The sequence below is a fragment of the Devosia lucknowensis genome (assembly GCF_900177655.1).
In the GTDB taxonomy this organism is placed as follows: domain Bacteria; phylum Pseudomonadota; class Alphaproteobacteria; order Rhizobiales; family Devosiaceae; genus Devosia; species Devosia lucknowensis.
In genome coordinates this window covers 1,526,406-1,550,353 of sequence record NZ_FXWK01000001.1, presented here as the reverse complement: position 1 = coordinate 1,550,353, position 23,948 = coordinate 1,526,406, and the positions used below count along the sequence as shown (strand labels likewise).

The 23,948-nt window shown below is 63.4% G+C and carries 18 protein-coding genes; 13 read left to right on the top strand and 5 right to left on the bottom strand.

The window, feature by feature from the left end:
* Nucleotides 1–54 precede the first annotated feature (54 nt).
* Entirely contained in the window at nt 55–5,400 is a 5,346-nt protein-coding gene (locus CCK88_RS07565; protein ID WP_086469847.1) for an apolipoprotein A-IV repeat region-like domain-containing protein, read from the bottom strand.
* 350 nt (nt 5,401–5,750) lie between these two features.
* On the opposite strand from CCK88_RS07565, the gene CCK88_RS18405 reads away from it, so the two are divergent.
* From CCK88_RS18405 to CCK88_RS07505, 12 genes are all read left to right on the top strand, one after another.
* Nucleotides 5,751–6,140, top strand: a complete 390-nt coding sequence (locus CCK88_RS18405) for an Hpt domain-containing protein (RefSeq protein WP_086469846.1) — start codon at nt 5,751–5,753, stop codon at nt 6,138–6,140.
* A gap of 96 nt (nt 6,141–6,236) precedes the next feature.
* The gene (locus CCK88_RS07555; protein ID WP_170926388.1) at nt 6,237–6,839 is read left to right on the top strand and encodes an outer membrane protein; all 603 of its coding nucleotides are present in this window, start codon (nt 6,237–6,239) and stop codon (nt 6,837–6,839) included.
* 110 nt (nt 6,840–6,949) lie between these two features.
* Nucleotides 6,950–8,551 (top strand): peptide chain release factor 3, encoded by a 1,602-nt coding sequence (locus CCK88_RS07550; RefSeq protein ID WP_086469844.1) that lies wholly within the window; start codon nt 6,950–6,952, stop codon nt 8,549–8,551.
* A complete protein-coding gene (locus CCK88_RS07545; RefSeq protein WP_086469843.1) occupies nt 8,548–9,720 on the top strand; it encodes a class I SAM-dependent methyltransferase in 1,173 nt (390 codons plus the stop codon). The genes CCK88_RS07550 and CCK88_RS07545 overlap by 4 nt, the downstream gene beginning before the upstream one ends.
* 22 nt (nt 9,721–9,742) lie before the next feature.
* Nucleotides 9,743–10,063, top strand: a complete 321-nt coding sequence (locus CCK88_RS07540; protein WP_086469842.1) for a 2Fe-2S iron-sulfur cluster-binding protein — start codon at nt 9,743–9,745, stop codon at nt 10,061–10,063.
* A 176-nt stretch (nt 10,064–10,239) separates the two neighbouring features.
* Complete coding sequence (gene cysG, locus CCK88_RS07535) at nt 10,240–11,610, top strand: siroheme synthase CysG (RefSeq protein WP_086469841.1); 1,371 nt, start codon at nt 10,240–10,242, stop codon at nt 11,608–11,610.
* A gap of 2 nt (nt 11,611–11,612) precedes the next feature.
* Complete coding sequence (locus CCK88_RS07530; RefSeq protein WP_086469840.1) at nt 11,613–11,936, top strand: DUF2849 domain-containing protein; 324 nt, start codon at nt 11,613–11,615, stop codon at nt 11,934–11,936.
* Complete coding sequence (locus CCK88_RS07525) at nt 11,923–13,581, top strand: nitrite/sulfite reductase (RefSeq protein WP_086469839.1); 1,659 nt, start codon at nt 11,923–11,925, stop codon at nt 13,579–13,581. Before CCK88_RS07530 ends, CCK88_RS07525 begins: the two co-directional genes overlap by 14 nt.
* The gene (locus tag CCK88_RS07520) at nt 13,568–14,842 is read left to right on the top strand and encodes a phosphoadenylyl-sulfate reductase (RefSeq protein WP_086469838.1); all 1,275 of its coding nucleotides are present in this window, start codon (nt 13,568–13,570) and stop codon (nt 14,840–14,842) included. Before CCK88_RS07525 ends, CCK88_RS07520 begins: the two co-directional genes overlap by 14 nt.
* 144 nt (nt 14,843–14,986) lie before the next feature.
* Nucleotides 14,987–16,012, top strand: a complete 1,026-nt coding sequence (locus tag CCK88_RS07515) for an NAD(P)/FAD-dependent oxidoreductase (RefSeq protein ID WP_086469837.1) — start codon at nt 14,987–14,989, stop codon at nt 16,010–16,012.
* Nucleotides 16,013–16,185: 173 nt separating this feature from the next.
* Entirely contained in the window at nt 16,186–16,509 is a 324-nt protein-coding gene (locus tag CCK88_RS07510; protein ID WP_086469836.1) for a 2Fe-2S iron-sulfur cluster-binding protein, read from the top strand.
* A gap of 156 nt (nt 16,510–16,665) precedes the next feature.
* Nucleotides 16,666–17,424: an EAL domain-containing protein gene (locus tag CCK88_RS07505; protein ID WP_086469835.1), complete on the top strand. Its 759-nt coding sequence runs from the start codon at nt 16,666–16,668 to the stop codon at nt 17,422–17,424.
* On the opposite strand, the gene CCK88_RS07500 is transcribed toward CCK88_RS07505, so the two are convergent.
* The 4 genes from CCK88_RS07500 to CCK88_RS07485 all read right to left on the bottom strand — a co-directional run bounded on the left by CCK88_RS07500 (nt 17,413) and on the right by CCK88_RS07485 (nt 21,895).
* Nucleotides 17,413–18,435, bottom strand: coding sequence for a YcjF family protein (locus CCK88_RS07500; RefSeq protein ID WP_086469834.1), 1,023 nt, complete (start codon nt 18,433–18,435; stop codon nt 17,413–17,415). The two genes, CCK88_RS07505 and CCK88_RS07500, sit on opposite strands and share 12 nt — an antisense overlap.
* A complete protein-coding gene (locus CCK88_RS07495) occupies nt 18,432–19,883 on the bottom strand; it encodes a YcjX family GTP-binding protein (protein WP_086469833.1) in 1,452 nt (483 codons plus the stop codon). The genes CCK88_RS07500 and CCK88_RS07495 overlap by 4 nt, the downstream gene beginning before the upstream one ends.
* Before the next feature lie 159 nt (nt 19,884–20,042).
* Entirely contained in the window at nt 20,043–20,954 is a 912-nt protein-coding gene (locus CCK88_RS07490; protein WP_086469832.1) for a homoserine O-succinyltransferase, read from the bottom strand.
* Between the two features lie 74 nt (nt 20,955–21,028).
* Nucleotides 21,029–21,895, bottom strand: coding sequence for an ATPase (locus CCK88_RS07485; protein ID WP_086470863.1), 867 nt, complete (start codon nt 21,893–21,895; stop codon nt 21,029–21,031).
* A gap of 244 nt (nt 21,896–22,139) precedes the next feature.
* Here CCK88_RS07485 and CCK88_RS07480 point away from each other — a divergent pair, with 244 nt between their 5' ends.
* A complete protein-coding gene (locus CCK88_RS07480) occupies nt 22,140–23,924 on the top strand; it encodes a flagellar hook protein FlgE (protein WP_170926387.1) in 1,785 nt (594 codons plus the stop codon).
* Nucleotides 23,925–23,948: the final 24 nt, after the last annotated feature.

Here is a 23,948-nt window from a genome sequence, read left to right as displayed (position 1 = left end):
AGGCCCCGGACAATCCGGGGCCTTTTTTCGTTCGGTTCGGTGAGGAACGAGTGATCAGCTCAGACGGCCGCTGGCATGCGCGAGGGTGGTATAGACCTTGCCCTTGTCGGACAGCAGATATTCGCGCGTTTCGGCAGCCGGATTGGAGCCGGCGGCGGCGCGCTTCAGCAACTGCTCGAACTCGCTCATATAGGCCTGGGCCGTGCGGGCGAAGTCGGGCTCGCGCTGGATGCGCTTGCGCACTTCGTCATAGGTGCCCTGGCCGGTCAGCGTGTAGATGCGGCGGGTGAAGACATTGCTCTCGCCAGCCTGATAGCGGGCCCAGGCTTCGCCGAGGGCAGCATCGTCGATGGCGCGGGCAATTTCCTCGCTGAGGCCGGAGAGCGCCTGCGGGGCCTGCTGTGTGCCGGCCTGCTTGGCAGAAGCATTGCGCAGCACGTCGCGCAGCCAGCCGCCGCCCTCGGCGTCGGCGGTCTGCCGCGGTGCGGCGGTTGCGGCGACGGGTGCGGTCTGAACAGGGGCGGGAGCAGGGGCCTGAACCGGCGCCGGAGCGACAACCTGGGCGGGCTGTTCCACCACGGCGGTGGTGCGGATCGGGTCGACCAGCGGCTGACGTGGCTCAGGCCGATAGGTCTCGCGCGGCTGCTCGACCTGGCGTGGCGGCTGGTAGGCCGGCGGTTCGGGCTGGCGTGCCGGACGCTGCGGTGCGCGGCGATCGGTGAGGTCGTGGCTGGCCGGCTGGGCCCGCACGATGGCGTTGAGCTCGCTGAGGGCCTCGATCTGCTCGGCCACGACGCGGCGCATGGCAGCGGCGCTGGCACGGGTTTCCTCGGGCAGGTCGTTGACGCTGCGGGCCAGTTCGGCGCGGGTGGCCTCGAGTTCGCCACCGACTTCGCGGGCCGTGTCGCGCATGGCTCGGGCGGTGTCGGCGAAGCGGGCAGTGGCTTCCTCGATGGCACGCTGCATCTCGGTGACCATGCGCTGCTGGGCATCCTGCAGGGCCTGGTTGGCGCGACGGCCTTCGGCATCCGCCGTTTCGTGGAACTCGCCCAGCTTACCGGTGACTTCGCCTGCGGTCTCGTCCAGCGCGCGGCGCAGCTGACCGGTGTTCGAGGCGATGGCATTGCGCACAGAATTGCTGGAATCCGCGATGGTGTCGGCCAGCGAGCTTGTGGTCGAGGTAAGCACGTCGGTGACGCTGCCTGCTGTAGAAGCGAGCACGTCACTGACGCGGTTAGCGTTTTCCTCGAGGGCCGAATTGACCTGGCCGGTCTGTTCGGAAAGCGACATGCGGACCTGAGCGGAGGTCTGGCTGAGCGCAGCGGCAGCGGCTTCGGCAGCGCGCTGCACGGCGTTGTCCATCTGCGAAACGTTGCCGCTGAGCGCAGTGGAGAACCGCTCGTTGGTCGCATAGAGCGCGTCGTTGACGCTGGCCGCGTTCTGTTCGAGCGCCGCGGTGAGCGTGGCGGTGGTTTCGGACAGCGTGTCGGTCACGGTGTGGGTCGTGGCGTTGAGGGCCTCGTCCATGGCGCGACGCGCACCGATCAGGCGGCGTTCGGTATCGTTGACGGTGTCCGCGATCGACTGGGCAAAGAGGCGCATGCGGCCGTCGATGTCGTCTGCACGGGCAGCAAAGCTCTGCGCCAGGGCGTCCATGGCGCCGCGACGATCCTCGAGGTTTTCGAGGGCCGTGGAGCTCGATGCATCAAGGGTCTGCGCGGCCTGATTGAGACCGGCGGCCTCGGCATCGAGGCGGCCCAGGATGGAGCCGAACTGCTCGACCATGCCGCGGATGGTGTTCTGCAGGGCACCCACATGCTGGGTGACCATGACACCGGCTTCCTCGGTCTGGCCCATGGCTTCGCGCATGGTGTTCGAGTAGGTCGCAGTCTGCTGGGCGACGCTGGTCTCGAGGCTGGCGAGGTTCGCGGTAGAAGCGTCGAGCACCCGCTGCAGCAGCAGGTTGGAGTCGTTGAGCTTGTTGAGCGCGTTGGTGACATCGCTGAGGATACGCGAGGTCGACACCGACATGATGGCCTCGGCTTCGCGCGCATTTTCGCCCAAGGCGTCGCGCAGCAGGTTGCCGTGGCTGGCCAGGGCGTTCTGCAGTTCGGCCGACTTGGTGTTGACCAGATCGGCGAACTGGCTGGTCTGCTGTTCGACCGTGCGGTTGATGGTATCGAGGCGCGTCTCGATGGCGTCGGCAGCGTTGACGGCGCGAACCGAAACCAGCTGGTCGATATTGGTGGCGGCAAGACGGATCTGCTCGAGGGCGCCACGCACAGCCGAGTCCATGCGGTTGGCGGTGTTCTCGACATCGGCCGAGATCGCGCCGGTGGCCGCGGTGATGCGGGTGGCGATTGTCTCTTCGATGCGGTCGGCACCGGCCTCGAGATCGGCCATGGACTGGGTGATCGAGGTGCTGATCGATGCATTGAGGGCCGCGAGGCGCTCGGCGGTGATGTCGGCGCGGGCCGTGATGGCCTCGGGCAGGGTGCCCAGACGCTGGTCGACCATGTCGGCGATCGCCTTGCGGGCGGAATTCACGCCGCTTTCGATGAGCTCGGCAGCCTGACGGGCGCTTTCGCCCACGGTCGCACTGGCGCTTTCGATACGGGCGGCGACACCGGCTTCTGCGTCGGAAATGCGGATGATGGCGTTGTCGAGACCGGCGCCGAGCGTGTCGTTGACTTCACCGACCTTGGAGGACACGCGGGTCGACAGGTCGTCGAGGCGGCCTTCCATAGTGCTGGTGACCTGGCGCAGCGAGGCATCGATGCTGTCACGGGCGCGGGCGCCGTGCTGGTCGAGCGTTTCGGCGAGTTCGCTCGTGTGCAGGCCGATGGTCTCACCCATGGATGCGGTATGGGTGGCAAGGGTATCGGAAAGGGCCTGGGTCCGGGCGTTGAGCGCTTCGGAAAGCTGCTGGGTGCGCGTGTTGACCGCCGACGCCAGTTCCTGGGTGCGCTGATCGAGCTGGCCGCCCAGAGCGTCGGCGTGGGTATCGAGCGTCGAAGCGAAGGTCGCGGTGCGTTCCTCGATCTGGCTGGCAAAGGCGGAGGTGCGCTCGTCGATCTGGCTGGCGAGGGTCGCCGTGCGCACATCGATGGTGGTCGCGAGGCTTGCAGCACGCTGGTCGAAACTGTCGGCCAGCTTTGCGGTCCGGTCGTCGAGACTGGTGGCAAGAGTTGCGGTGCGCTCGTCGATCTGGCTGGCGAAGTCGCCGGTGCGCGTTTCGAGTTCGAGCGAGAGCGCATTGGTGCGCTCGGAAATGGTCTCGGCAAGACGCTGCGTGCGGCCGGCAATGGCCTGATCGAACGTCTGCGTGCCTGTGAGCAGGGTATCCCCAAGCTCCTGCGAGCGCAGGCGAATGGATTCGCTGAGCTGTGCACCACGGTTGGAGAGCGTTTCCTCCAGATCGCCAGTGCGGCTGGTGATGGCTTCGCCCACTTCAATGGCACGGCTCGCCAGCATGGCGTCGAGCTTGCTGGTGCGCGTGTCCAGAGCCTCGGTCAGGGACAGGGCATGGCCGTCGAGATTGTCGGAAATTTCCTGGCCGCGGTTGGCCAGGGTCTCACCGATGGCCTTGGTCTTGGCGCCGATGACTTCGCTGAGCTCACGAGTGCGTTCGGCAACCACGTCGTTGAAGCGGCCGGACTCTTCGTTCAGTGCCATTTCGAGCACGTTGGCGCGAGCCGCGAAGCTCACGCCCTGCTTGTCGAGGCGCTGAACAAGCTCTTCGCCCTTATCGCCGATGACGTTGTCGAGCGCATGCAGCTTGTCGTCGAGCAGACCCGTGATCTCGGTCAGGCGCTGGTCGAAGAGGCTGAGGGAGTCGTGGCCGGCAGTCGAGAGCGTGAGGCGGGCCCGCTCGGACGTGTCATCGAGGGCGCCGTTGATCTCGATAATGGCCGACTGCAGGCGGCTATCGAGCGCATTGAGCTGGATCGAGACGGATTCGTCGAGCTGGCGGGACAGGGTGGCCAGCAGCAGCTCGGCTTCGGTCGAACGGCTGGAAATGTCGCCCGAAACGCGCGCGCCGATGGAGGCCAGCGCCTCGCTGACTTCCTCGCCACGGGTGCGCAGTTGCTCGAGCAGCGTCGTGCCACCGTCGGAGAGCAGATTCGCCAGGGCGGCGGTGCGCTGATCGAGAGCCGTCGACAGGTCGCCGGTGCGCGATTCGATGAGGGCGGCAATGGTCTGGGTGCGGTCTTCGAAGGTACCGGTCAGCACTTCGGTGCGGTCATTGAGCTGCTGGGTGCGGCTGTCGATCGCCAGGGCAATGCTGTCGGCATGGTGATCGAGGGCCTGGCTCAGCTTGCCGATGCGCTGCTCGATACCGGAGTTGATATCGTTGGCGCGTTCGTCGAGCGACCGGCCGAGGTTGGCTGCGTTGTCCTCGAAGCTCAGGGCAAGCCGGTTCGAGCTCTGGTCGATGGCGGAGAGGAAGTCGCCGGTGCGGTTGTCGACGAGGCTGACGAAGCCGTCGGCGCGCTCGGAGAAACCGGTTGTCAGCGTATTGCCGGCGGTTTCGAGCGCACGGGTGAGGTTGCCGCCGCTTTCCACGATGGTGCCGGCAATGCGCTGACTGATCATGTCGAGGTCGAAGACCAGACCGGTATGACTTTCGGTAATGGCTTCGCGCACGCGCTCGGTATTGGTCAGGACGCTTTCGCGCTGGCTAGCGAGTTCGGCAATGAGGGCGCGCATCCGCGATTCATTGTCGGAATAGGTGCGTTCAAGCGCGGTGACCTCGTTGTGGATCATCACTTCGAGTTCGCCGGCGCGGGAGAGGGCGCGTTCGAGCCCGTCGCCCAATGCGTTGACCTCACGACGAACGGCCTGGCCGACGGAGGCGACCTTGTCGGCGGCGGTCACTTCGGGCTCGGCGAGGCGGATAGCGGCCTGGGTGATCGACGATGCGGCGTTGCGCAGGTCGGCGGCACGGCGGAAAAGGCTGGCGACGGCGAAGAAGCCGAGCACCGGCAAAATCATGATGGCGAGCGTGGCGACGAACTCGATCGAGCCCATGAAGGCGCCGAAATTTGACATCTCCGTGCCAAAGCGCATCCAGGCCACGATGCCGACGGCTGCGATCCAGACGATCGAGAGCAGGGTGGCGAGCCAGGTCGGCGCTGGCGATGAGCGACCCTGGAGGGTGTAAAGAAGCTTGCTGGCCGAGACGCGATCGTCGTTGGCGACGGCGCTGGCCTGCTGAGCGATGCGGTCGGCGGCACGAAGGCGATCCGAACGGGCAGGATCGGGCTTCTTGTCCTGCTTCTTTTCGGGGGCGGGTTGGCTCGTGGGCTCCAGATTGAACACCGAATCCTTGAGTGCATCCTCGACAGCCGAGAAGGCCAAGGCGGCCGGATCGTTCTGGGGGGTCGGATTCTTCGCCATACTCTTTACAACTCTCGCGTCGGCACAACAGCTTTACGGCGGACTTGACGAGCAGTCATGACAGCCCCGCCTTTCCGGGCAGGTCGCCAAACCGGAACAATTCGATGCAAATGCGTCGCATCATCCCCTCAACCACCGCCGCCGCGCGCTGGTTCAAAGCCCATTCATACATTCAATTTTATGCAAACCGAACGGTTTCTTACTCAAAGGTTAATTTTTGGGTGGGAAACGTTAAGGAATGGAGGGGCAAACAAAGGCGAAGATGTGGCTTAATTCCCTGTTCACGCGCGAGGCTTACGGTTGCCCACAATGGAGGTTCAACCCTCCCGGACCACCAGGAGCAGACTGCCATGGCGCAAAGAGCTATCGTCGAACACGCGCCCGCGGAAAATGCCAAGCGGCCCATGCGGCCGGTGGACCTCGTGCATCTGGCAAAGCAGTGCCTCGGGGATGAAAACCTCGAACTCGAGATCCTGCGTCTCTTCGACACAACGCTGAGCACCTATTTCGGTCGGCTGAAGCTGTCGACGAGCTTTGACGACCTCGCAATCAATCTGCACTCCATCAAGGGTGCGGCAGCCGGCGTCGGAGCATGGGGGGTCAGCGACCTGGCCACCGCGCTCGAAAAGGATCTCAAGGCCGGCCGGCCCCTCGCGCCTGAGCGGGTAGGGGACCTCGGCATGGCGGTAGAAGAAGTGCGCGATTTCATCGCGCGCATGCTGGCCAACGAAGAGGTTTAACGGGCTCGGCACCAGGGGTGTAGCGGGGCATCGGCCGCGTTTAATCGGCCATTAAGCATAATCCCGCAGAATCCTCCCATGTACCGGAGGGTTATCATGCGTCGTTTTTGTTTCAGTACCGCACTCGTCCTTGCCGCGTCCCCCGTGACGGCGGCCGATTATTCCTTCGCGCCCCTGACCCCGGTGCATGAATTCACCGAATACGGCTATTCCTCCTCGACCTGGTCCGGCCAATATCTGGGTGCGTCGATCGGCGGGCAGAACAACCGCATCACCGTGCCCGGAAACGGGGTGCTCGAAGGTTTCGGTCTCATCGGCGGCTTCTTCGCCGGCGTGAACTACGAGCAGGACGGTCTCGTCTATGGCGTGGAAGCGGACGTGGACTGGAACGGCTACGACCAGGCCGCGGCCTGCGCCACGCCTGCCTGGTACTGCGCCGTCCAGGGGTCTTTGCGCTCCCGCCTCGGCTATGCGGTCGACAGCTTCCATGTCTACGGCACAGCCGGTATCGCGGCGGCCACGGTCGGTGGCTATGGCTGGACGGCAGGTCTTGGCGCGGAATTTGCCTTCAGCGATGAACTTTTCGCGCGCGCCGAATACCGCTACACCGCGCTCGGTTCGGCCAATTCGTGGCACGACCAGACGCAGACGGGCGTGGTGTCGCACGCTTTCCGCACGGGTATCGGCTACAAGTTCTGAGATCGGACGCTGATCGGGGCAGGGCCGCGGTTTGACCGCGGCATTGCCAGCGCCTATAGAGCGCACCATATGATTTTGGGCCTTTTGCCCCGACAGCATTCAGCAGATCCATGTCCTTGTCCAATGCCGCCGCGGTTTCGCCCCGGCCCAGTACTGAACCCTTTCGCCTGCGCCGCACCTTTGCGATCATCTCGCACCCGGACGCCGGCAAGACCACGCTGACCGAGCGCCTCCTGGCGGCGGCCGGCGCCATCCAGCAGGCCGGCGCCGTGCGCGGCAAGGCAGGGGCGCGCTCGACCCGTTCGGACTGGATGGAAATGGAGCAGCAGCGCGGCATCTCCATCACCTCGTCGGTGATGACCTTCGACTATGACGGTCTGACGCTGAACCTGCTCGACACGCCGGGCCACTCGGACTTTTCCGAGGACACCTATCGCACACTGACGGCCGTGGACGCCGCGATCATGGTGATCGACGCGGCCAAGGGCATTGAATCGCAGACGCTGAAGCTGTTCGAAGTCTGCCGGCTGCGCGACATTCCCATCATCACCTTCATCAACAAGGTGGACCGCGAAGGACAGTCGCCGCTCGACCTCATCGACGAAATCCAGAGCAAGCTGGCGCTCGACCTGACTCCGGTGCTGTGGCCGATCGGGCAGGGTGTCGATTTTGGCGGCTATATCGATCTCGTGGAAAAGCGGGTGCTCAATCCGCAGGGAAAGAGCATCGCCGAGTTCGAGAGCCTCGAAGATCTGCTCGATGTCGAGGAACTGGTCGACAACCCGGTGTTCATGACGGCGCTGGAAACGCTGGAAATGGCGCAGGCCATGCTGCCCGGCTTCGACCTGGAGACGTTCCACGAAGGTCACCTGAGCCCGGTCCTGTTCGGCTCGGCGCTCAAGGGCGTGTCGGTGGCCGAGTTGCTGCGCACCCTGGGTGACTGGGGGCCGGAGCCACGGCCGCAGCCGGCCGTGCCGGCGCCGATCGAGCCCAGCGATAAGAAGGTCACTGGTTTCGTGTTCAAGGTGCAGGCGAACATGGACGCCAATCACCGCGACCGTATTGCCTTCGTGCGCTTGTGTTCGGGCAAGTTCGAGCGCGGCATGCGTCTCAAGAACGTGCGGTCCGGCAAGGACATGGCGGTCTCCAATCCCATGTTTTTCTTCGGTAACAACCGAGAACTGGCGGAAGAAGCGGTGGCCGGCGATATCGTGGGGATTCCCAATCACGGCACGCTGTCGGTGGGCGATACGCTGACCGAGGGCGCGGCAATCAACGTCACCGGCATTCCGAATTTTGCGCCGGAAATCATCCGCCGCGTGCGCCTGACCGACGCGATGAAGACCAAGCAGATGTCGAAGGCGCTGTCCGACCTGGCCGAGGAGGGCGTTACCCAGGTGTTCCGGCGCATGGTGGGCGCTGACTGGATCGTCGGCGTCGTGGGACAACTGCAGCTCGAAGTGCTGGCGGCGCGAGTCGCGGGCGAGTACGGGGTGCCGATCACCTTCGAGAGCATGGGCTTCGAGGTCGCCCGCTGGGTCGAAAGCGATGACCCGGATGAATTGAAGCGCTTTATTGCCGCGCAGAAGGTGAACATGGCCGAGGATCGTGCCGAGGCGCCGGTCTTCCTCGCGCAGAATTCCTGGTGGGCGGACCGTGCGAAACAGGACTGGCCGAAAATCCGCTTCCTGACGACGAAGGAACGGCATTGAGTGCACCCGATCGCATCGGCGAGTTCGTGGCGGCCTTCGGCGACGCTTTTGCCGATGGCACGATCACGCGACTGAAGCTGGGCGGCTATCACGGGGCAGAGGCCGATCTCAAATCGGTCGAGGGGCGCAAGGTCGCGATCAAGGCGGGAGAGCGGCTGAGCCTGGTCTTTCGCTACAAGACGCGCGACATCACCAAGAATATTCCGCTCGATGAGGCTAAGGCATTTCTCGCGGACGGACTCGCTACGGAATATCGCAGCGCACGGCTCGAGACGACGGGGATCGACCTGCAATTCGAGCGGCAGGGCGACAAGCAGCGGCTCAAGCGCAGTGAAGTGGCCGGGCGCGATGCCGTCGAGGCCAGCCACGACCGGTCGAAAAATCGGGCGCTGAGCGATACATCCTCCCCGTGGCTGCATGCGCTCGGCATCACCGGCAAGGACGGCGCCGTGCGCAACGACGCGCAGGACAAGTTCCGCCAGATCAACAAGATGGTCGAAATCTTTGCGCCGCTGATTCAGCAGCTCAAGGCGAAGACGCCACGCATTCTCGACATGGGTGCGGGCAAGGGCTATCTCGATTTCGCGCTCTACGACTACCTTGCCAACCGGGTAGGGCAGGCGGCCGAGATCATCGGTGTCGAACTGCGCCCCGCGCTCGTGACCTCCGGCAATGCCTTGGCCAAGGACAGCGGCTTTGCGGGCCTGCGCTTCGAGGCGGGCTCGATCCTCGACTACGACGCGTCGGGCGCCGATGCGGTTATCGCGCTCCATGCCTGTGATACGGCGACCGACGACGCCATCTATCAGGGCATCAAGGCTGGGGCGGGGCTCATCGCGGTTGCACCCTGCTGCCACAAGCAAATCCGTCGCCAGATCGAAGCCGGCAAGTCGGATGACCGGCTCGATTTCCTCCTGCGCCACGGCACGTTCATGGAACGGCAGGCCGAGATGGTGACGGACGGCCTGCGGGCGCTGTTGCTCGAAGCCTGTGGCTACAGGACCAAGGTGTTCGAATTCGTTTCTGACGCGCATACGCCCAAGAACAACCTCATCGTTGCGCAGAAGGGTGCTGCCGGGTCGCGTGAGGCGGCACTTGAGCGCATCGCTTCGGTCAAGGCTATGTTCGGCATCGAAAAGCACTATCTTGAAGGTCTGCTCGACCTCTAATCCGCACTGAAACAGGCCCAACATGACCAAGATCACGTATGTCACCACGCATGGCGAACGCATCGATACCGAAGCGGAGAATGGCGCGACGGTGATGGAAACGGCCATCATGAACGCGGTACCGGGCATCGTGGCGGAGTGCGGTGGCGCCTGCACCTGTGCGACTTGCCATGTCTATATCGACGATGCCTGGCGCGAGACGGTCGGTGGCCCCTCGTCGATGGAAGAGGACATGCTGGATTTTGCGTTCGACGTGAAAGATTCGAGCCGTCTGAGCTGCCAGATCAAGGTGCGGGATGCTCTGGACGGCCTGGTGGTGCATGTGCCCAGCCGGCAGGGCTGAGCAAAATTTTCTCCGGCTGCGGCCGCCGAAGATTCATTTGGCGGCGCGGGCGCAAACGCCATCGTGCCTTTCCATCGGCGTGACGCGCAGGGAAATATAAAAGCTATTGAATTCCAACGCCTTGTTGCGGGTGCCCGGTTCGGCGTATTTTCCGGCATCTTTCGAACAGGACGATTATGGGCTCCCTCAACACTTTCCCGTTGAGTTTCAAGGTCAAGGGCAAACGGATCATCATCGTCGGCGGCGCCGACGAAGCCCTGAACAAAGTCCGGTTGGTTTCTAAGACTACTGCTTCGATAGAGATTTATTCCCGACAGATCGAAGCCGATTTTTCCGCATTTCCAGTCAGCGTTCATCAGCGCGGCCTGAACGTCGACGACATCGTTGGCGCAGCGCTGGTGTTCGTTGCCGAGGAAAGCGACGATGCCGAACTGGCAAAGCGCGAAGCCCGGCGGCTGGGTATTCCACTCAATGTCGTCGATGTGCCGGCGGAGTGCGATTTCTACACGCCGTCCATCGTTGAGCGTGCGCCGCTGACGGTTGCCATTTCCACCGAAGGCGATGCGCCGGTGCTGGCCCGGCTCGTGCGCGCTCAGATCGAAGCGCTGCTGGCGCCGGGAATCGGGAAAATCGCTAGTCTTGCCGGTGGCTTGCGTCATCGGGTTGAAAGCCTGATTCACGACGGCGCCGCCCGCCGTCGCTATTACGAGGACCTCGTGACCCGCCCCGGCATGGATCGGGATGCGGCCGAGGCTCTGCTCGACCAGCATGTGGCCGTGGGTTCGCGCCAGGGCGTGGTCTGGCTGATCGGGGCCGGTCCCGGCGCCGAGGACCTGCTCACGCTGAGGGCGCAACGCCTGCTGCAGCAAGCCGATGTCATCGTGCATGACCAACTGGTGCCTTCGGCCGTGGTCGAAATGGGTCGCCGCGATGCCGAGCAGATCTGCGTGGGCAAGGCGCGCGGCCATCACTCCTTCAGCCAGGCTCAGATCAATACCCTGATCGTCCGGCTGGCGGGAGAGGGCAAGCGGGTAGCGCGGCTCAAGTCGGGCGATCCAATGATTTTTGGCCGGGCAGGCGAGGAAATCGCAGCGCTGCGCAAGGCCGGCATTGCCTACGAGATCGTGCCGGGGGTGAGCGCGGCGCTTGCCGCCGCCGCCGACACGGCGACGCCCGTGACGCTGCGGCAGGTCTCGACCGGCTTCGTGGTCGCCACGGCCCATGGGGCGGACGACGGCGACCTCAGCCACTGGGCCGCATTGGCGCAGTCCGGCCTGACGGTGGCGCTCTATATGGGCAAGGCGATTGCGGCCGATACCGCGCGGCGGCTCATCGCGCATGGTGCGGCGCCTGACCTGCCCGTTGGCATCGTCGTCAATGCCGGGCGATCGGACAGCACATCCTACGCCGGGACGTTGGGCGGACTGGCCGATGGCGCCGTGGATTTCGTGGATGGCCCTGCGGTCATCCTCGTCGGACGGGCCGTGGCGCACGGCGACTGGTCCGAAGCGGCGAGCGCCGCCGCAAACTCTTTCAAGGTGGCTTAGCGATGGAAATCCTTACCGGCAACGAACTGACATCGGGCGCCACGGTCTATCTGGCCGGGAACGGCAACTGGGTCGAGGACCTGCAGGCGGCGCGCATTTTCCCAAAGGAAGCCGCAGCCGAGCGCGATGCCGCGCTGGCCGCCACCAAGGCGACCGGCCGGGTGATCAGCCTCGAAATCGAAGAAATCGAGCAGGTGGACGGCCAGATCGTCCCCAAGCGCCTGCGCGAACGTATCAGGGCGGCGGGCCCCACCGCTCCCCTCTCTCTCAACGGGCAGGCGTATGATCGCCAGCACTTAGGTGAAGACGGGCATGTATCGATATGACGAATTCGACGCCGCTTTCGTGGCGGGTCGCACGGCGCAATTCGCGGACCAGGTGAAGCGTCGCCTTTCGGGCGAGCTTTCCGAAGACCAGTTCCGGCCACTGCGGCTGATGAACGGTCTCTATCTGCAGCTGCATGCCTATATGCTGCGCGTTGCTGTGCCGTACGGCACGATGAGTTCACGCCAGATGCACAAGCTGGCCCATATCGCGCGCACCTATGACCGCGGCTATGGCCACTTCACGACGCGGCAGAACATCCAGTTCAACTGGCCCAAGCTCAAGGATATACCCGTGATCCTCGAGGAACTGGCCAGCGTCGAAATGCACGCCATCCAGACCTCGGGCAATTGCATCCGCAATGTCACGACCGACCAGTTCGCCGGCGCTGCCGCCGACGAGATCATCGACCCGCGGCCGGTGGCCGAGATCATCCGTCAGTGGTCGAGCCTGCATCCGGAATTCTCGTACCTGCCGCGCAAATTCAAGATCGCCATGACCGGTTCGCCCAATGACCGGGCTGCGATCCGCTTTCACGATATCGGTCTGCAGGCGGCGGTGAATGCCGCCGGCGAAATCGGCTGGGAAGTCTGGGTCGGTGGAGGCCTGGGTCGTACGCCGATGATCGCCAAGCTGATCAACAGCTTCGTGCCCAACGCGCATCTGCTGGCCTATCTGGAAAGCATCATGCGGGTCTACAACCGCTATGGCCGCCGCGACAACAAGTACAAGGCGCGCATCAAGATCCTGGTGCACGAGGAGGGTCTCGAAAGCATCAAGGGGCAGGTAGAGGCCGAGTTCGCCGAAGTGCGCGGTGGCGTACTGACCCTGCCGCAGGACGAGATCGACCGCATCACCGCCTACTTCGCGCCGCCCGATTTTGCCGATCGCGGCGCGGATAGCGTGGATGTCGCCTATCAGTCGATCATCGACCCCGCCTATGGTCGCTGGCTCGACAACAACCTCCATCCGCACAAGCAGCCCGGTTATGCTTCGGTGACGATTTCGCTCAAGCCCGTCGGCGGCGCGCCGGGCGATGCCACCGATACCCAGATCGACGTCGTGGCTGACCTGGCGCAGCGGTATTCCTACGACGAGCTGCGCGTCACCCACGAGCAGAACCTCGTCCTGCCGCATGTGGCGGTCCGGGACCTGCGCGCCGTCTATGACGTGCTGGTCGCCAATGGCCTGGCTGAGGGCAACAACAACCTCATCACCGACATGATCTGCTGCCCGGGCCTCGATTTCTGCGCTCTGGCCAATGCCCGCTCGATCCCGATCGCGCAGGAAATCTCGCACACTTTCGCCTCTCCGGAGCGACAGAAAGATATCGGCGATCTCAAGATCAAGATTTCCGGTTGTATCAACGCCTGTGGGCACCACCATGTGGGGCATATCGGCATCCTGGGCGTCGAGAAGAAGGGCGGCGAGCTCTATCAGATCACCCTGGGCGGCGACGCTACCGAGCATGCTTCGGTCGGCAAGATCATCGGGCCCGGTTTTGAGGCCGACCAGGTTCCCGGCGCCATCGAGAAGCTCGTCGATTTCTACATCGCCCAGCGTGAGAGCGAGGCCGAAACCTTCCTCGCCACCTACCGCCGGCTGGGTGAAGCTCCGTTCAAGGAGGCCCTCTATGGGACTGCCTAAACTTGCACCCGCTCAGGCGGCGCATGACAAGCTCAAGGCGCTGGGAATCCTGGCGCTCAACGGCATGTTCGACGAAATGGACGCGCTGGGTGTGCTCCGCTACGCCGTGAGCGATGTTCTGCCTGGCGATCTCGCCATCGTTTCGTCTTTCGGTGCCGACTCTGCCGTGCTGCTGCATATGGTGGCCCAGGTCGATCCGTCCATGCCGGTCTACTTCCTCGAGACGGGCAAGCATTTCCGCGGGACACTCGACTATGTCGAGACGCTGAAGCGGCAGTTCGGGCTGGTCAACGTGCATGCCATCCACCCCAATCCGGATGACGTGAAGCGGTTCGACCCCGAGGGCAATCTGTGGGAAACCGACCCTGACTCGTGCTGCCATATCCGCAAGACCGAGCCGCTGGAGCCGATCACAGAGCAGTATGGCGGCTGGGTTACGGGGCGCAAGCGCTACCAGACTACAGAGCGCGGCGTGCTGCCGCATTTCGAACTGACCAGCGACGACCGGATCAAGGTCAACCCGCTGGCCTATTTTTCGGATGCCGATGTGGTGGCCTACAGGCAGGCGCACAACTTGCCCGAGCACCCGCTCTATGCCAAAGGCTACAAATCCATTGGTTGCGCGCCCTGCACCTCGATCGTTGCCGAGGGTGAAGATCCGCGTGCCGGACGGTGGCGCGGCCTCAACAAGAAGGAATGCGGCATCCATTATGACTTCAGTGGAGCGATCGCCAATCCGATGAAAGCCGCAAATCGCCACACGCTCTGGAAAGACGGCGCCTTTATCGCCGATCCATTCAAGGAGTGGGAAGAGGGTGCAGACGCCTCCGAAGCCCGATATGTGCATGTGCCGCTGCCGGTCTTCCTCGCCAACCGCGCGGCGTTCCTCGCCAATCCGCATCCGCTGGGGCTGCTGATCGTGCCGGGCGACAAAATCGAAGAGGCGGAAGCCGACCTGTCGCGCTTCGCATCGGTGGCGATCAAGTTCCCGTCGTTTTCGGATGGTCGTGGCTATTCGACTGCGCGCCTGCTGGTCGAGCGCTTCAAATATGCAGGCGAAATCAGGGCTGTAGGCGATGTCTTGCAGGATCAGATTCCGCATATGCGCCGCTGCGGCTTCAACGCGCTGGTGGTGACGCATGAGCCGACCCGCGAAGCCCTGATCGAGAACCGCCTGCCGGAAATGACGCTGTTCTACCAGCCGGTCGGCCTCACGGAGATTCCACTGGGCACGCGGCCCTTTCTTCGCCGCGTCTCCTGATATAAGTGGAGCGGATTAGTCGCCTTTAGGCGAGAGCCGGGGCCGCTGGTGACAGCGGCGGTTCCCATACAGCAGAGCGGGGCAGGCGCCCCGATGGGACCAATTCCGTGGCCAGCCGGCTGCGGGTTCGAATGGACTTGAGACATGAGCACTGAGATCACTACCGATGTCGTCGTCATTGGCGCGGGCCCCTGCGGGCTGTTCGCGGCCTTCGAACTCGGGCTGCTCGACATCAAATGCCACTTTATCGACATCCTCGATAGGGCCGGCGGACAATGCGCCGAGCTCTATCCGGAAAAGCCGATTTACGACATTCCCGGCTTTCCTGTTGTCACCGGCCAGCAGCTGACTGACAACCTGATGGCGCAGATCGCGCCGTTCTCGCCCGAATTCCATTTTTCGCGCATGGTCAACTCGATAGAAAAGCAGCCAGATGGCAGCTTCCGTCTCGAAACCGATGCCGATGAGATCTTCCACACCAAGGTCGTGGTCATCGCCGCGGGTGGCGGCTCGTTCCAGCCCAAGCGCCCGCCGGTGGAAGGCATCGAGCAGTACGAGAACAAGTCGGTCTTCTATGCTGTGCGGAAGATGGAAGACTTCCGCGACCAGGACGTGGTGATCGTCGGCGGCGGCGACTCGGCTCTGGACTGGACGTTGAACCTGGCCCCGATCGTGCGCACGCTGACGCTTGTGCACCGCCGCGACGCATTCAAGGCGGCCCCGGCGTCGGTCAACAAGATGAAGGAGCTGGTTGCTGACGGAAAGATCAACTTCCAGCTCGGCCAGATCGCCAAGCTCGACGGCAAGGACGGCCAGATCGACCACGTGCACCTGACGACCGATGCCGGCGATCTTTCCATTCCGGCGACGCGCCTGCTGCCGTTCTTCGGGCTCACGATGAAGCTCGGTCCTGTGGCGGACTGGGGGCTGGAGCTCAACGACAACACGATCGTCGTCGATACGGAAAAGTTCGAGACCTCGGTGCCGGGCATCTATGCGATCGGCGACATCAACTGGTATCCGGGCAAGCTCAAGTTGATCCTTTCCGGCTTCCACGAGGCGGCGCTGATGGCCCAGGCCGCCAAGGCCGTAATCTCGCCGGGCGAGCGCGTGGTGTTCCAGTATACGACATCGAGCACCAAGCTGCAGAAGAAGCTGGGCGTGGCCTGAGGGCCTGCGCTTCCACACCCACATTGTCACCCCGGCGAAGGCCGGGGTCCATGCTAAGTTGGCGAAATGGATCCCGGCCTTCGCCGGGATGACGGCGGTGCAGGTGGAGGCAAACTGCCCTTGCGGGTCGCCCACCAACCCGCTATCCCCATCGCGCTGTTGAGGAGCGCCCCATGAAGATCACCGTTACCGACCAGGCAGGCGATGTGCACGAGCTCGAAGGGCTCGAGGGCTGGCGCGTCATGGAGGTCATTCGGGACTGGGGCCTCAACATCAAGGCCGAATGCGGCGGGGCATGCTCCTGCGCCACCTGCCACGTCTATGTGGATCCGGCATGGATGGATGCCGTGGGTGCGCCCAGCGACGAAGAAGAGGACATGCTCGATAGCGTCGGCGACGTGAAGAGCAACTCGCGGCTCTCGTGCCAGATCCTCTGTTCCGATGCGCTCGACGGCCTGACGCTCACACTGGCGCCGAGCGCCGCCAAGGATTTTTAGTCCTTCAATAGACGAATTCAAACATCCAGTTGCCGCCCTCGGACTTGATCAGAGAGCCGTAAAACGGTGCTGTGCAGGTGAGACTTTGTGTATGCCTTAAGACCTATCGGTGATGATGAGGAAATACTGTAGTCCTCATTATAACATAGGTTAATTATGGCCACGTCCTGCCAAGGCTGCCGCGATGGCGAAGACTTTCCTGTTCCCTTCACCATGGCCTTTCATCCCATCGTCGATGTCGCTGCAGGTGAAATTTGGGGCTACGAGGCCCTGGTCAGGGGTGTGGACGGAGCCGGCGCCCATACCATTCTCTCGGCGGTAACCGAGGCCAACCGCTATATTTTCGACCAGGCCTGCCGGGTCAAGGCGATCGAGTTGGCGGGAGCCCATCTTCCGGCCTCATCCACGGCGCGGCTATCGATCAACTTCATGCCCAACGCGGTCTACGAGCCACGCGCCTGCATTCGCGCCACGCTGGCCGCGGCCGCCAAGACGCAGTTCAACCCGCGCCGCCTGATGTTCGAATTCACCGAGAACGAGCGCATGAGCGACGTGTCGCACGTCGCCAACATAGTGGCCGAATACAAGCGCATGGGCTTTCTGACGGCACTCGACGATTTCGGTGCCGGTTATGCGGGGCTCGGCCTTCTGGCCAAGTTCCAGACCGACCTCATCAAGATCGACATGGATATCCTGCGTGGCATCGACACCTCGGTCGCCCGGCAGGCCGTGGTCGCAGGGATCGTTGGCATTGCGCGACAGCTGGGCATCATGGTGCTGGCAGAGGGCATCGAAACCGAAGCCGAGCTGATGACCCTCAAGGCTGCGGGGATCACGCTTTTCCAGGGCTACTATTTCGCCATGCCGCAGCTTGAAGGTTTTGCCGCGCGGGACGATCTCAAACTAGCTGCCTGATGTCTTGCTTGCATCGGTGGTCACCTTGACCAATTCCGGAATGAAGTCGCGCACCGTCGGCTGGGGCAGGGCCTCGAACGGCAGTGGCCTGACAACGCGCATTGCGGCTATACCGACGCGCACGGTCATGAGGCCGTTGACCACACCTTCCCCCAGGCGTGCGGACAGCTTTGCCGCCAGCCCCTGGCCTACGAGTTGCTCGACGATGCCATCGGTGAGCACGAGGCCGCCGGTGACGGCTAGGTGGGCCAGAACCGAGCCGGTCAGCCGCCAGAAGCCGAAGAGGCCTGGACGCGCGCCGTAGAGCGCAGCGATGGCGCCGGCCAGTCGGATGCTTTCGTAGATCACGAAAGCGACGTCGATCAGCGCCCTCGGTGAGACGGCGGTCACCAGTGCGACACGTCGGGCGGAGGCTGCCGTGAGGGACCGGGCGCGGGCGTCGAGGCCTGCCATCAGTTGGCGCTCGGCAAGCGTGATGACTTCATTGCCGTCGAAGAGGTTGGGCAGGTGCATGTTGACCGCCTCGCGGGCACGAGCGAGATCGGGCCGCGTTGCGTAGATCACGCGCAAATGGTCGACCACGGCACCCGCGCCCTTGCGGTCATTGTCGCGGTAGGCGCGGCTTGCGTCAGCCCGCGTCGCGTCGAGCACGGAGAGGCGCCGCAAAGCCAGCATTTCGCGAATAATCAGCGCTGCCACCGCGAGGAGGAAAGCGCCGAGGACTCCGAGGCCGAGCCATCCGAGCCATTCCTGCGTGGCGAAGAGATCGCGAATCAGGCGATCTGCGGCCAGACCCAGGCCAGCAGAAACAAGGATGCCGCCCGTGGTCCAGACAAGCTTTCCGAGCCAGCCCATGCGGCGAGGTGGCGGGGCCACGAGAACGGGTTCGGCTTCGGGCTCGAAGGCGACTTCAACGATTTCCGCGCGCTGGGGCGTGAAAGCGCGGGGCGCACGGGTGGCCTCGGCGGATATGTCTGCCGCAGCCGTGGGGCGGGCGATAGGACGCTTCATGCCATCCAGTCTCCGATAAGGTAATCAAGGGCCCGGTCTAGCCGGATATGCGGCAGCACCACGTCGCCGGCGGAGTTGCGCTCGAGCTTTTGCGGCGGGGTGAAGCGCAGAAAGTTCAGCGCCACCGGATTGCCATCCTTGAACAGTGAATCCGGACGTTCCGGCAAGTCTCCGGGAAACAAGGCAATTTCGGTTATCCCATCGTAGGAAACGTCGTCCAGCACCTCGCCCGGCATGGGGGTCCCGATCAGAGTCGGCAGCGTTTCGCCGCCTTCGCGGATCGTGCCTTCGCTGGTGGCGCGTATGCCGGCCATGGCGACGGACCGCGTTTCGGCGCCGGCGAAATGGGCGCGCCTCGCGGCATTGGCGACGAGGCGGTTCAGGATCGCTTCAAGACGGTCGTGACTGGTGTGGTGAACGTGATCGGCCTTGGTGGCCGCGAAAAGAATGCGGTCGATACTGCGCACGAAAGGCCGCAAGAGCGGATTGGCCTCGCCCTGACGGAAACAGGCGAGAACGGAGCTCAGCGCAGTTTCGAGATCGTTGACCGCCTCGGGACCGGTATTGAGGGCGCGCAGGGTATCCACCAGCACGACCTGACGATCGAGGCGAGCGAAATGATCGCGGAAAAAGGGTCGTACGACCTGGGCCTTGTATGCTTCGAACCGCTTTTCCAGAACGGTGTAAAGACTATCCCTCGGAGCACCGCTCTGCGGCGGCGGCAAAGGCGCGAACGTGAGAGCGGGGGAGCCTTCGAGGTCGCCCGGCAGGAGAAACCGCCCCGGTGGCAAGGTCGACAGTGCGCCGTGTTCACGGCTGCGCCGGAGGTAGGTGGTAAAGGCCGAGGAGAGCCGCTCCGCCGATGGGTCGTTGGCGTGCTGCGAGACATCAATACCGTAGAGAGCCGCGAGGAAGTCACCGGCTTCCCTCGCATGGCCCGGCTGCCGTGCGCGCTCGAGGGCTTCGGCGCTCCATTCGGCAAAGCTCAAGCCCAGAAGCGGCAGGTCGAGCAGCCATTCGCCGGGATAGTCGACTATGTCGAGGTTGAGCGTGGCCGGTCCGCGCAGGCCTGACCACCATTTGGCCGACTGATATCTGAGCACGATGCGCAGCTGGGAAATCCGCCTAGTGCTTTCGGGCCAGGACGGAGGATCGGCCGTCAGCGAAGCCAGATGCTGCTCGTAGGCGAAGCGAGGAATGGTGGCGTCGGGATAGTCAGCGAGGCGTGCCCCGATAAACCGTCCTTCGGCGAGCGGCCCGAAGCCGGGCAGGCGGCCCTGGGTCAGCAGGTTATGCACCAGCGCCGTTATGAAGATGGTTTTCCCGGCGCGGCTGAGGCCGGTCACGCCGAGGCGCAAGGTGGGCGTGAACACGCCCGTCGCACTGTCCGCCAGATTAGTGAGGGCAATGCCCAGTTCGTCGGTGATGGTCGTCGGCGTCTGCGGCAAATTCGGCTGTCCCCTATGTTGCCCAAAGGTAGGGAGCGGGGACAGGTTTGGAAAGGGCCGGGGAGGCGCGAAGCGTCACCGACGGTCGGTGTTCAGGTCGCAACCTGCCCCTCCTAGCAGCGGGGAGGGACAGGCAAAGCACGTTCAGCCGCGTCCCGGCTATTTCCCGATTTCGTCCAGCCGGTAAGGCGTCGTCTGGTAGATCTCGTTGATCCAGTTCTGGAACAGCAGGTGGGCGTGGCTGCGCCAGCGGTTCTCAGGCTCGAGGTTGGTGTCGCCGTTGGGAAAGAGGTTCGCAGGGGGAGGCGTGTCGAGGCCCGACTTGATGTCGCGTTCGTATTCATCGGCCAGCGAGCGATTGTCATATTCAAGGTGATTGAGGAAGTAGACGGCGCTGCCGTCCCGGCGCTCAAGCATGCAGAGGCCGAGATCGGGGTTGTCGATAAGAACCTCGAGATCACCGCCGATGCTCTGGCGGTCGATGTCGTTGTAGCGCGACACCGGGATCATCGGGCTGTCGGACATGCCGCGCAGCCACGGTGAGCCGGGCTTCAATATCTGGTGTCGGAAGACGCCGAACGCCTTTTCTTCCATGCGGTAGCGGCGCGCGCCGTGGAAGTGGTGCAACGCAGCCTGGGCTCCCCAGCAGATGAACATGGTGTGGTGCACGTTGGTGCGCGTCCATTCCATGATTTCGAGCATTTCGGGCCAGTAGCGCACGTCCTCGAACGGGATATTGGCGATGGGCGCGCCCGTGACGATGAAGCCGTCGAACTTGCGATCCTTCACCTGCTCCCAGGTCTGGTAGAACGTGTTGAGGTAGTCCTCCGACGTGTTCTTGGACTGATGATCGGTGACGCGGACGAGGCTGAGATTGATCTGCAGCGGCGTGGCGCCGATCAGGCGGGCGAACTGGGTTTCCGTTCGCTCCTTGTTGGGCATCAAGTTGAGAAGGCCGAATTCGAGTGGCCTTATGTCCTGCCGCGAGGCACGGCTGGAATCCATGACATAGACGCCCTCATGTTCGAGGGTCTTGCGGGCGGGCAGGTCGTCGGGAATACGAATAGGCATATCAGCCTCTTAACTGGGTGAAGCGAGAAAGCGATTTAAGCCGGCGCGCCATCGTCCCAGCGGGACGAAGCGCGCTATCGCATTCGCTTCTCGATGGCGGCGGCAACCAGATCGACGAATTCGTCGCCGTCACGCACCATGGCCAGATCGGATGCTTCCACCGCATAGCCGAAATTGTCCGCCAGCGCCTGATAGCGGGGCAGGCGGTCATGCAGCAAGGCTTCGAAGCCCCAGGCACCGAATCCCGCCGGATCGACGTCGCAGTCGTCGAGGATGCCGTGCATCAGCTTGTATTCGGCCCATTTCTCGAGGAGGAACGGTGGCCGGTAGTACATGGGCTTGGGCGACTTCTTGAAGCGCTTCACCAGCTCGGTGGCATCCTTGTCGGTGCCGCGGATGTAGAGCAGGGCGGTGTGGGCGGCGAGGGTCCTGACCACCGGATCTTCCGGGTCAGCCGGGTCGATCACCTCGATCAGTGAGCCGCCGGTATCGGCGATGAAATCGTCGTAGCCATAGAGCGCCTTGGCCCGCTCAATGAAGTAGGGCAGGTCGCAGAGCGCCGCGATCTCGGCCACCCGATGCTGCTCCTGACGCCGCTGGTACTCTTCCAGCGGCAGGCCGCCGCGATTAGGGTCACCGGGGGTCCCGAGATAGGTGGAGAGCGGGTCGAGATTGTCGAAGGTGATGTTGGACGAAATGTAGATCGAATCGGTGCGCAGAAGCTGGGCCAGGAACGGCACCTTCATGGCTTCGCGCTTGAAGTTGTCGACGATGAACTCGCCCATGTAGCGCGTGCCGATGCGATAGTCGGCCGAGTAGTGGAACCAGTGATCGGCGCGCAGCATGTTGCTCAACCGCGTCTTGCCCACACCGGCCATGCCGAAAACCGTCACCGCCCGGCGCGGCGCCTTCACAAACTCATCGACGCTGGAAAACAGCATTCACCGCTCCGCAAGGCCAAAGCACGGCCTGTTTCGTCCGTTGCGTTTAAAGCAAGCACGTCCCGATCTCAAGCAATCGGCAAAAGTTGCCGTAGGCCCGGACTCAATTGCCGCCTTGTCGCCGCATTTTGGCTCGTCGGGAACGAAAATGTATTTAGTTTCAATGGCTCCGCGGTTTGGCACTGCGTTTGCATTGTCTTGTTCGAACGCGCCCGTCGGCGCAACGGGCATTACGGAGTTACAGATGGGTATCTATGGAGCTCTTTCCAGTGCGGTGACTGGCCTGCGGGCGCAGAGCCACGCGCTTGAAAACATTTCTGGCAATATCGCGAACTCGCAGACCACCGGTTACAAGCGGATCGAAACGAGCTTCGTGGACCTGATCCCGGACGCGCCGCTGAAGTCGCAGGTGCCTGGTGCGGTGCTGGCGCAGTCGCGCGGCACCAACAACATCCAGGGCGATATCCAGACGAGCTCCAACGAGACCTATATCGCTCTCAACACCAACGGCTTCTTCGTCGTCGAGCCCAAGGTTGGCCAGTCGGACGGCAACTCGGTTTTCGCCGGTTCGAACTACTATACGCGTCGCGGCGACTTCGAGATCGACAAGGATGGTCTGCTCGTCAATGGCGCCGGATACTATCTCAAGGGCCTCGATATCGACCGCAAGACCGGCAATATCTCGGGTTCCGTGCCCGGCGTGATCCGTCTTTCCAATGCCTTCCTCGAGGCCAATGCAACCGCGCAGGTTGAGTATCAGGCCAACCTGCCGCAGCTGCCGAAGACCGCGAACTACAACGCCAACAACTACAATAGCGAGCTACTCGGCGTCGAAAACTTCACCACCAGCCCATCCTCGCCGCACAAGGTGACCGGCACAGTCACCACGCTGACGGCTGGCCAGCCGGCCGTCTCGGTTGCTCCCGATCCGGACCTGTTCGTGAACGGCCAGAAGATGACCATTTCGGTCAAGGGTGTTGACGTCGAATTCGAATTCGTCACCTCCGCCACGGGCTATGCTGGTACGGCGCAGCCGATCGAAATCGGTGGCCGGACCGTCGGCCAGGTGCTGGCGGACATGCAGACGGCGCTGCGCGACAAGGGCGGCAAGGCTGCGGCGACTGCCACGGTCGGCCTCGATGGCGGCGCTTTCCAGGTGACGCTGGGTACGGACTACCACGCCACCGCCGAGTTCAAGAACGTGACGCCAGCGCTGAGCACAGCCCTGGGCCTCGGCACGCCAATCGTCACGCCGCGCGTTCTGCCTACCGCGACGACCATTTCCAAGGACCAGGAAAACAGCTTCATTGCGCGCTCCATCGAAGGTGGCGCCGTGACTGTCTATGCCGAGAATGGCGCGCCGGTGCACATGGTGATGCGCTGGGCCAAGATCGACAGCGAAGCGTCGGGCGGTACCGACAAATGGCAGTTGTTCTACCACTCCGACAGCGCCGCCGTTGGCGGATCGCCGGCCTGGACCAGCACTGGCCAGGTCTACAGCTTCGGTTCCGACGGCTCGCTCGATCCGACCGTCAATATCGAACCGGTGCTCTCCAGCGTCCGGATCAACGGCGTCGAAATCCAGAACGTCAAGATCAAGCATGGCACGGGCGGCGTCTCGCAGTTCGCCGACGTCAACGGCACGGTCAGCGTGTCCAAGCTCAACCAGAACGGCTATGGCGCCGGTGAATTCCTGTCCGTCGCCATCACTGACAGCGGTCGCGTCGTCGCCACCTATTCGAACGGCGAGCGCATCGAAATGGCGCAGGTCGTGACGGCGCAGTTCAACGGCATCAACTCGTTGAAGCGTCTCGACGGCGGTGTCTACGAAGCCACGTCCGAGTCCGGTGAGCCGATCCTTGATCTCTCCGGTTCCGGCATTCTCGGTGGCGCGCTCGAAGCGTCCAACACCGATATCTCGGACGAATTCACCAAGCTGATCATCACCCAGCAGGCCTATTCGGCCGGTACCCGCATCGTGTCGACCGCCGACGAGATGCTGCAGGAAGCGCTCAACATGGTCCGTTAAGGACCCGCACGAACTGCCGGCCCG

Excerpts from the sequence above, each read along its gene's own strand:
- CCK88_RS07565 (WP_086469847.1), bottom strand. The coding sequence starts at position 5,400 with ATGGCGAAGAATCCGACCCCCCAGAACGATCCGGCCGCCTTGGCCTTC.
- CCK88_RS18405 (WP_086469846.1), top strand. The coding sequence starts at position 5,751 with ATGGCGCAAAGAGCTATCGTCGAACACGCGCCCGCGGAAAATGCCAAG.
- CCK88_RS07555 (WP_170926388.1), top strand. The coding sequence starts at position 6,237 with ATGCGTCGTTTTTGTTTCAGTACCGCACTCGTCCTTGCCGCGTCCCCC.
- CCK88_RS07550 (WP_086469844.1), top strand. The coding sequence starts at position 6,950 with ATGTCCTTGTCCAATGCCGCCGCGGTTTCGCCCCGGCCCAGTACTGAA.
- CCK88_RS07540 (WP_086469842.1), top strand. The coding sequence starts at position 9,743 with ATGACCAAGATCACGTATGTCACCACGCATGGCGAACGCATCGATACC.
- cysG (WP_086469841.1), top strand. The coding sequence starts at position 10,240 with ATGGGCTCCCTCAACACTTTCCCGTTGAGTTTCAAGGTCAAGGGCAAA.
- CCK88_RS07530 (WP_086469840.1), top strand. The coding sequence starts at position 11,613 with ATGGAAATCCTTACCGGCAACGAACTGACATCGGGCGCCACGGTCTAT.
- CCK88_RS07525 (WP_086469839.1), top strand. The coding sequence starts at position 11,923 with ATGTATCGATATGACGAATTCGACGCCGCTTTCGTGGCGGGTCGCACG.
- CCK88_RS07520 (WP_086469838.1), top strand. The coding sequence starts at position 13,568 with ATGGGACTGCCTAAACTTGCACCCGCTCAGGCGGCGCATGACAAGCTC.
- CCK88_RS07515 (WP_086469837.1), top strand. The coding sequence starts at position 14,987 with ATGAGCACTGAGATCACTACCGATGTCGTCGTCATTGGCGCGGGCCCC.
- CCK88_RS07510 (WP_086469836.1), top strand. The coding sequence starts at position 16,186 with ATGAAGATCACCGTTACCGACCAGGCAGGCGATGTGCACGAGCTCGAA.
- CCK88_RS07505 (WP_086469835.1), top strand. The coding sequence starts at position 16,666 with ATGGCCACGTCCTGCCAAGGCTGCCGCGATGGCGAAGACTTTCCTGTT.
- CCK88_RS07500 (WP_086469834.1), bottom strand. The coding sequence starts at position 18,435 with ATGAAGCGTCCTATCGCCCGCCCCACGGCTGCGGCAGACATATCCGCC.
- CCK88_RS07490 (WP_086469832.1), bottom strand. The coding sequence starts at position 20,954 with ATGCCTATTCGTATTCCCGACGACCTGCCCGCCCGCAAGACCCTCGAA.
- CCK88_RS07485 (WP_086470863.1), bottom strand. The coding sequence starts at position 21,895 with ATGCTGTTTTCCAGCGTCGATGAGTTTGTGAAGGCGCCGCGCCGGGCG.
- CCK88_RS07480 (WP_170926387.1), top strand. The coding sequence starts at position 22,140 with ATGGGTATCTATGGAGCTCTTTCCAGTGCGGTGACTGGCCTGCGGGCG.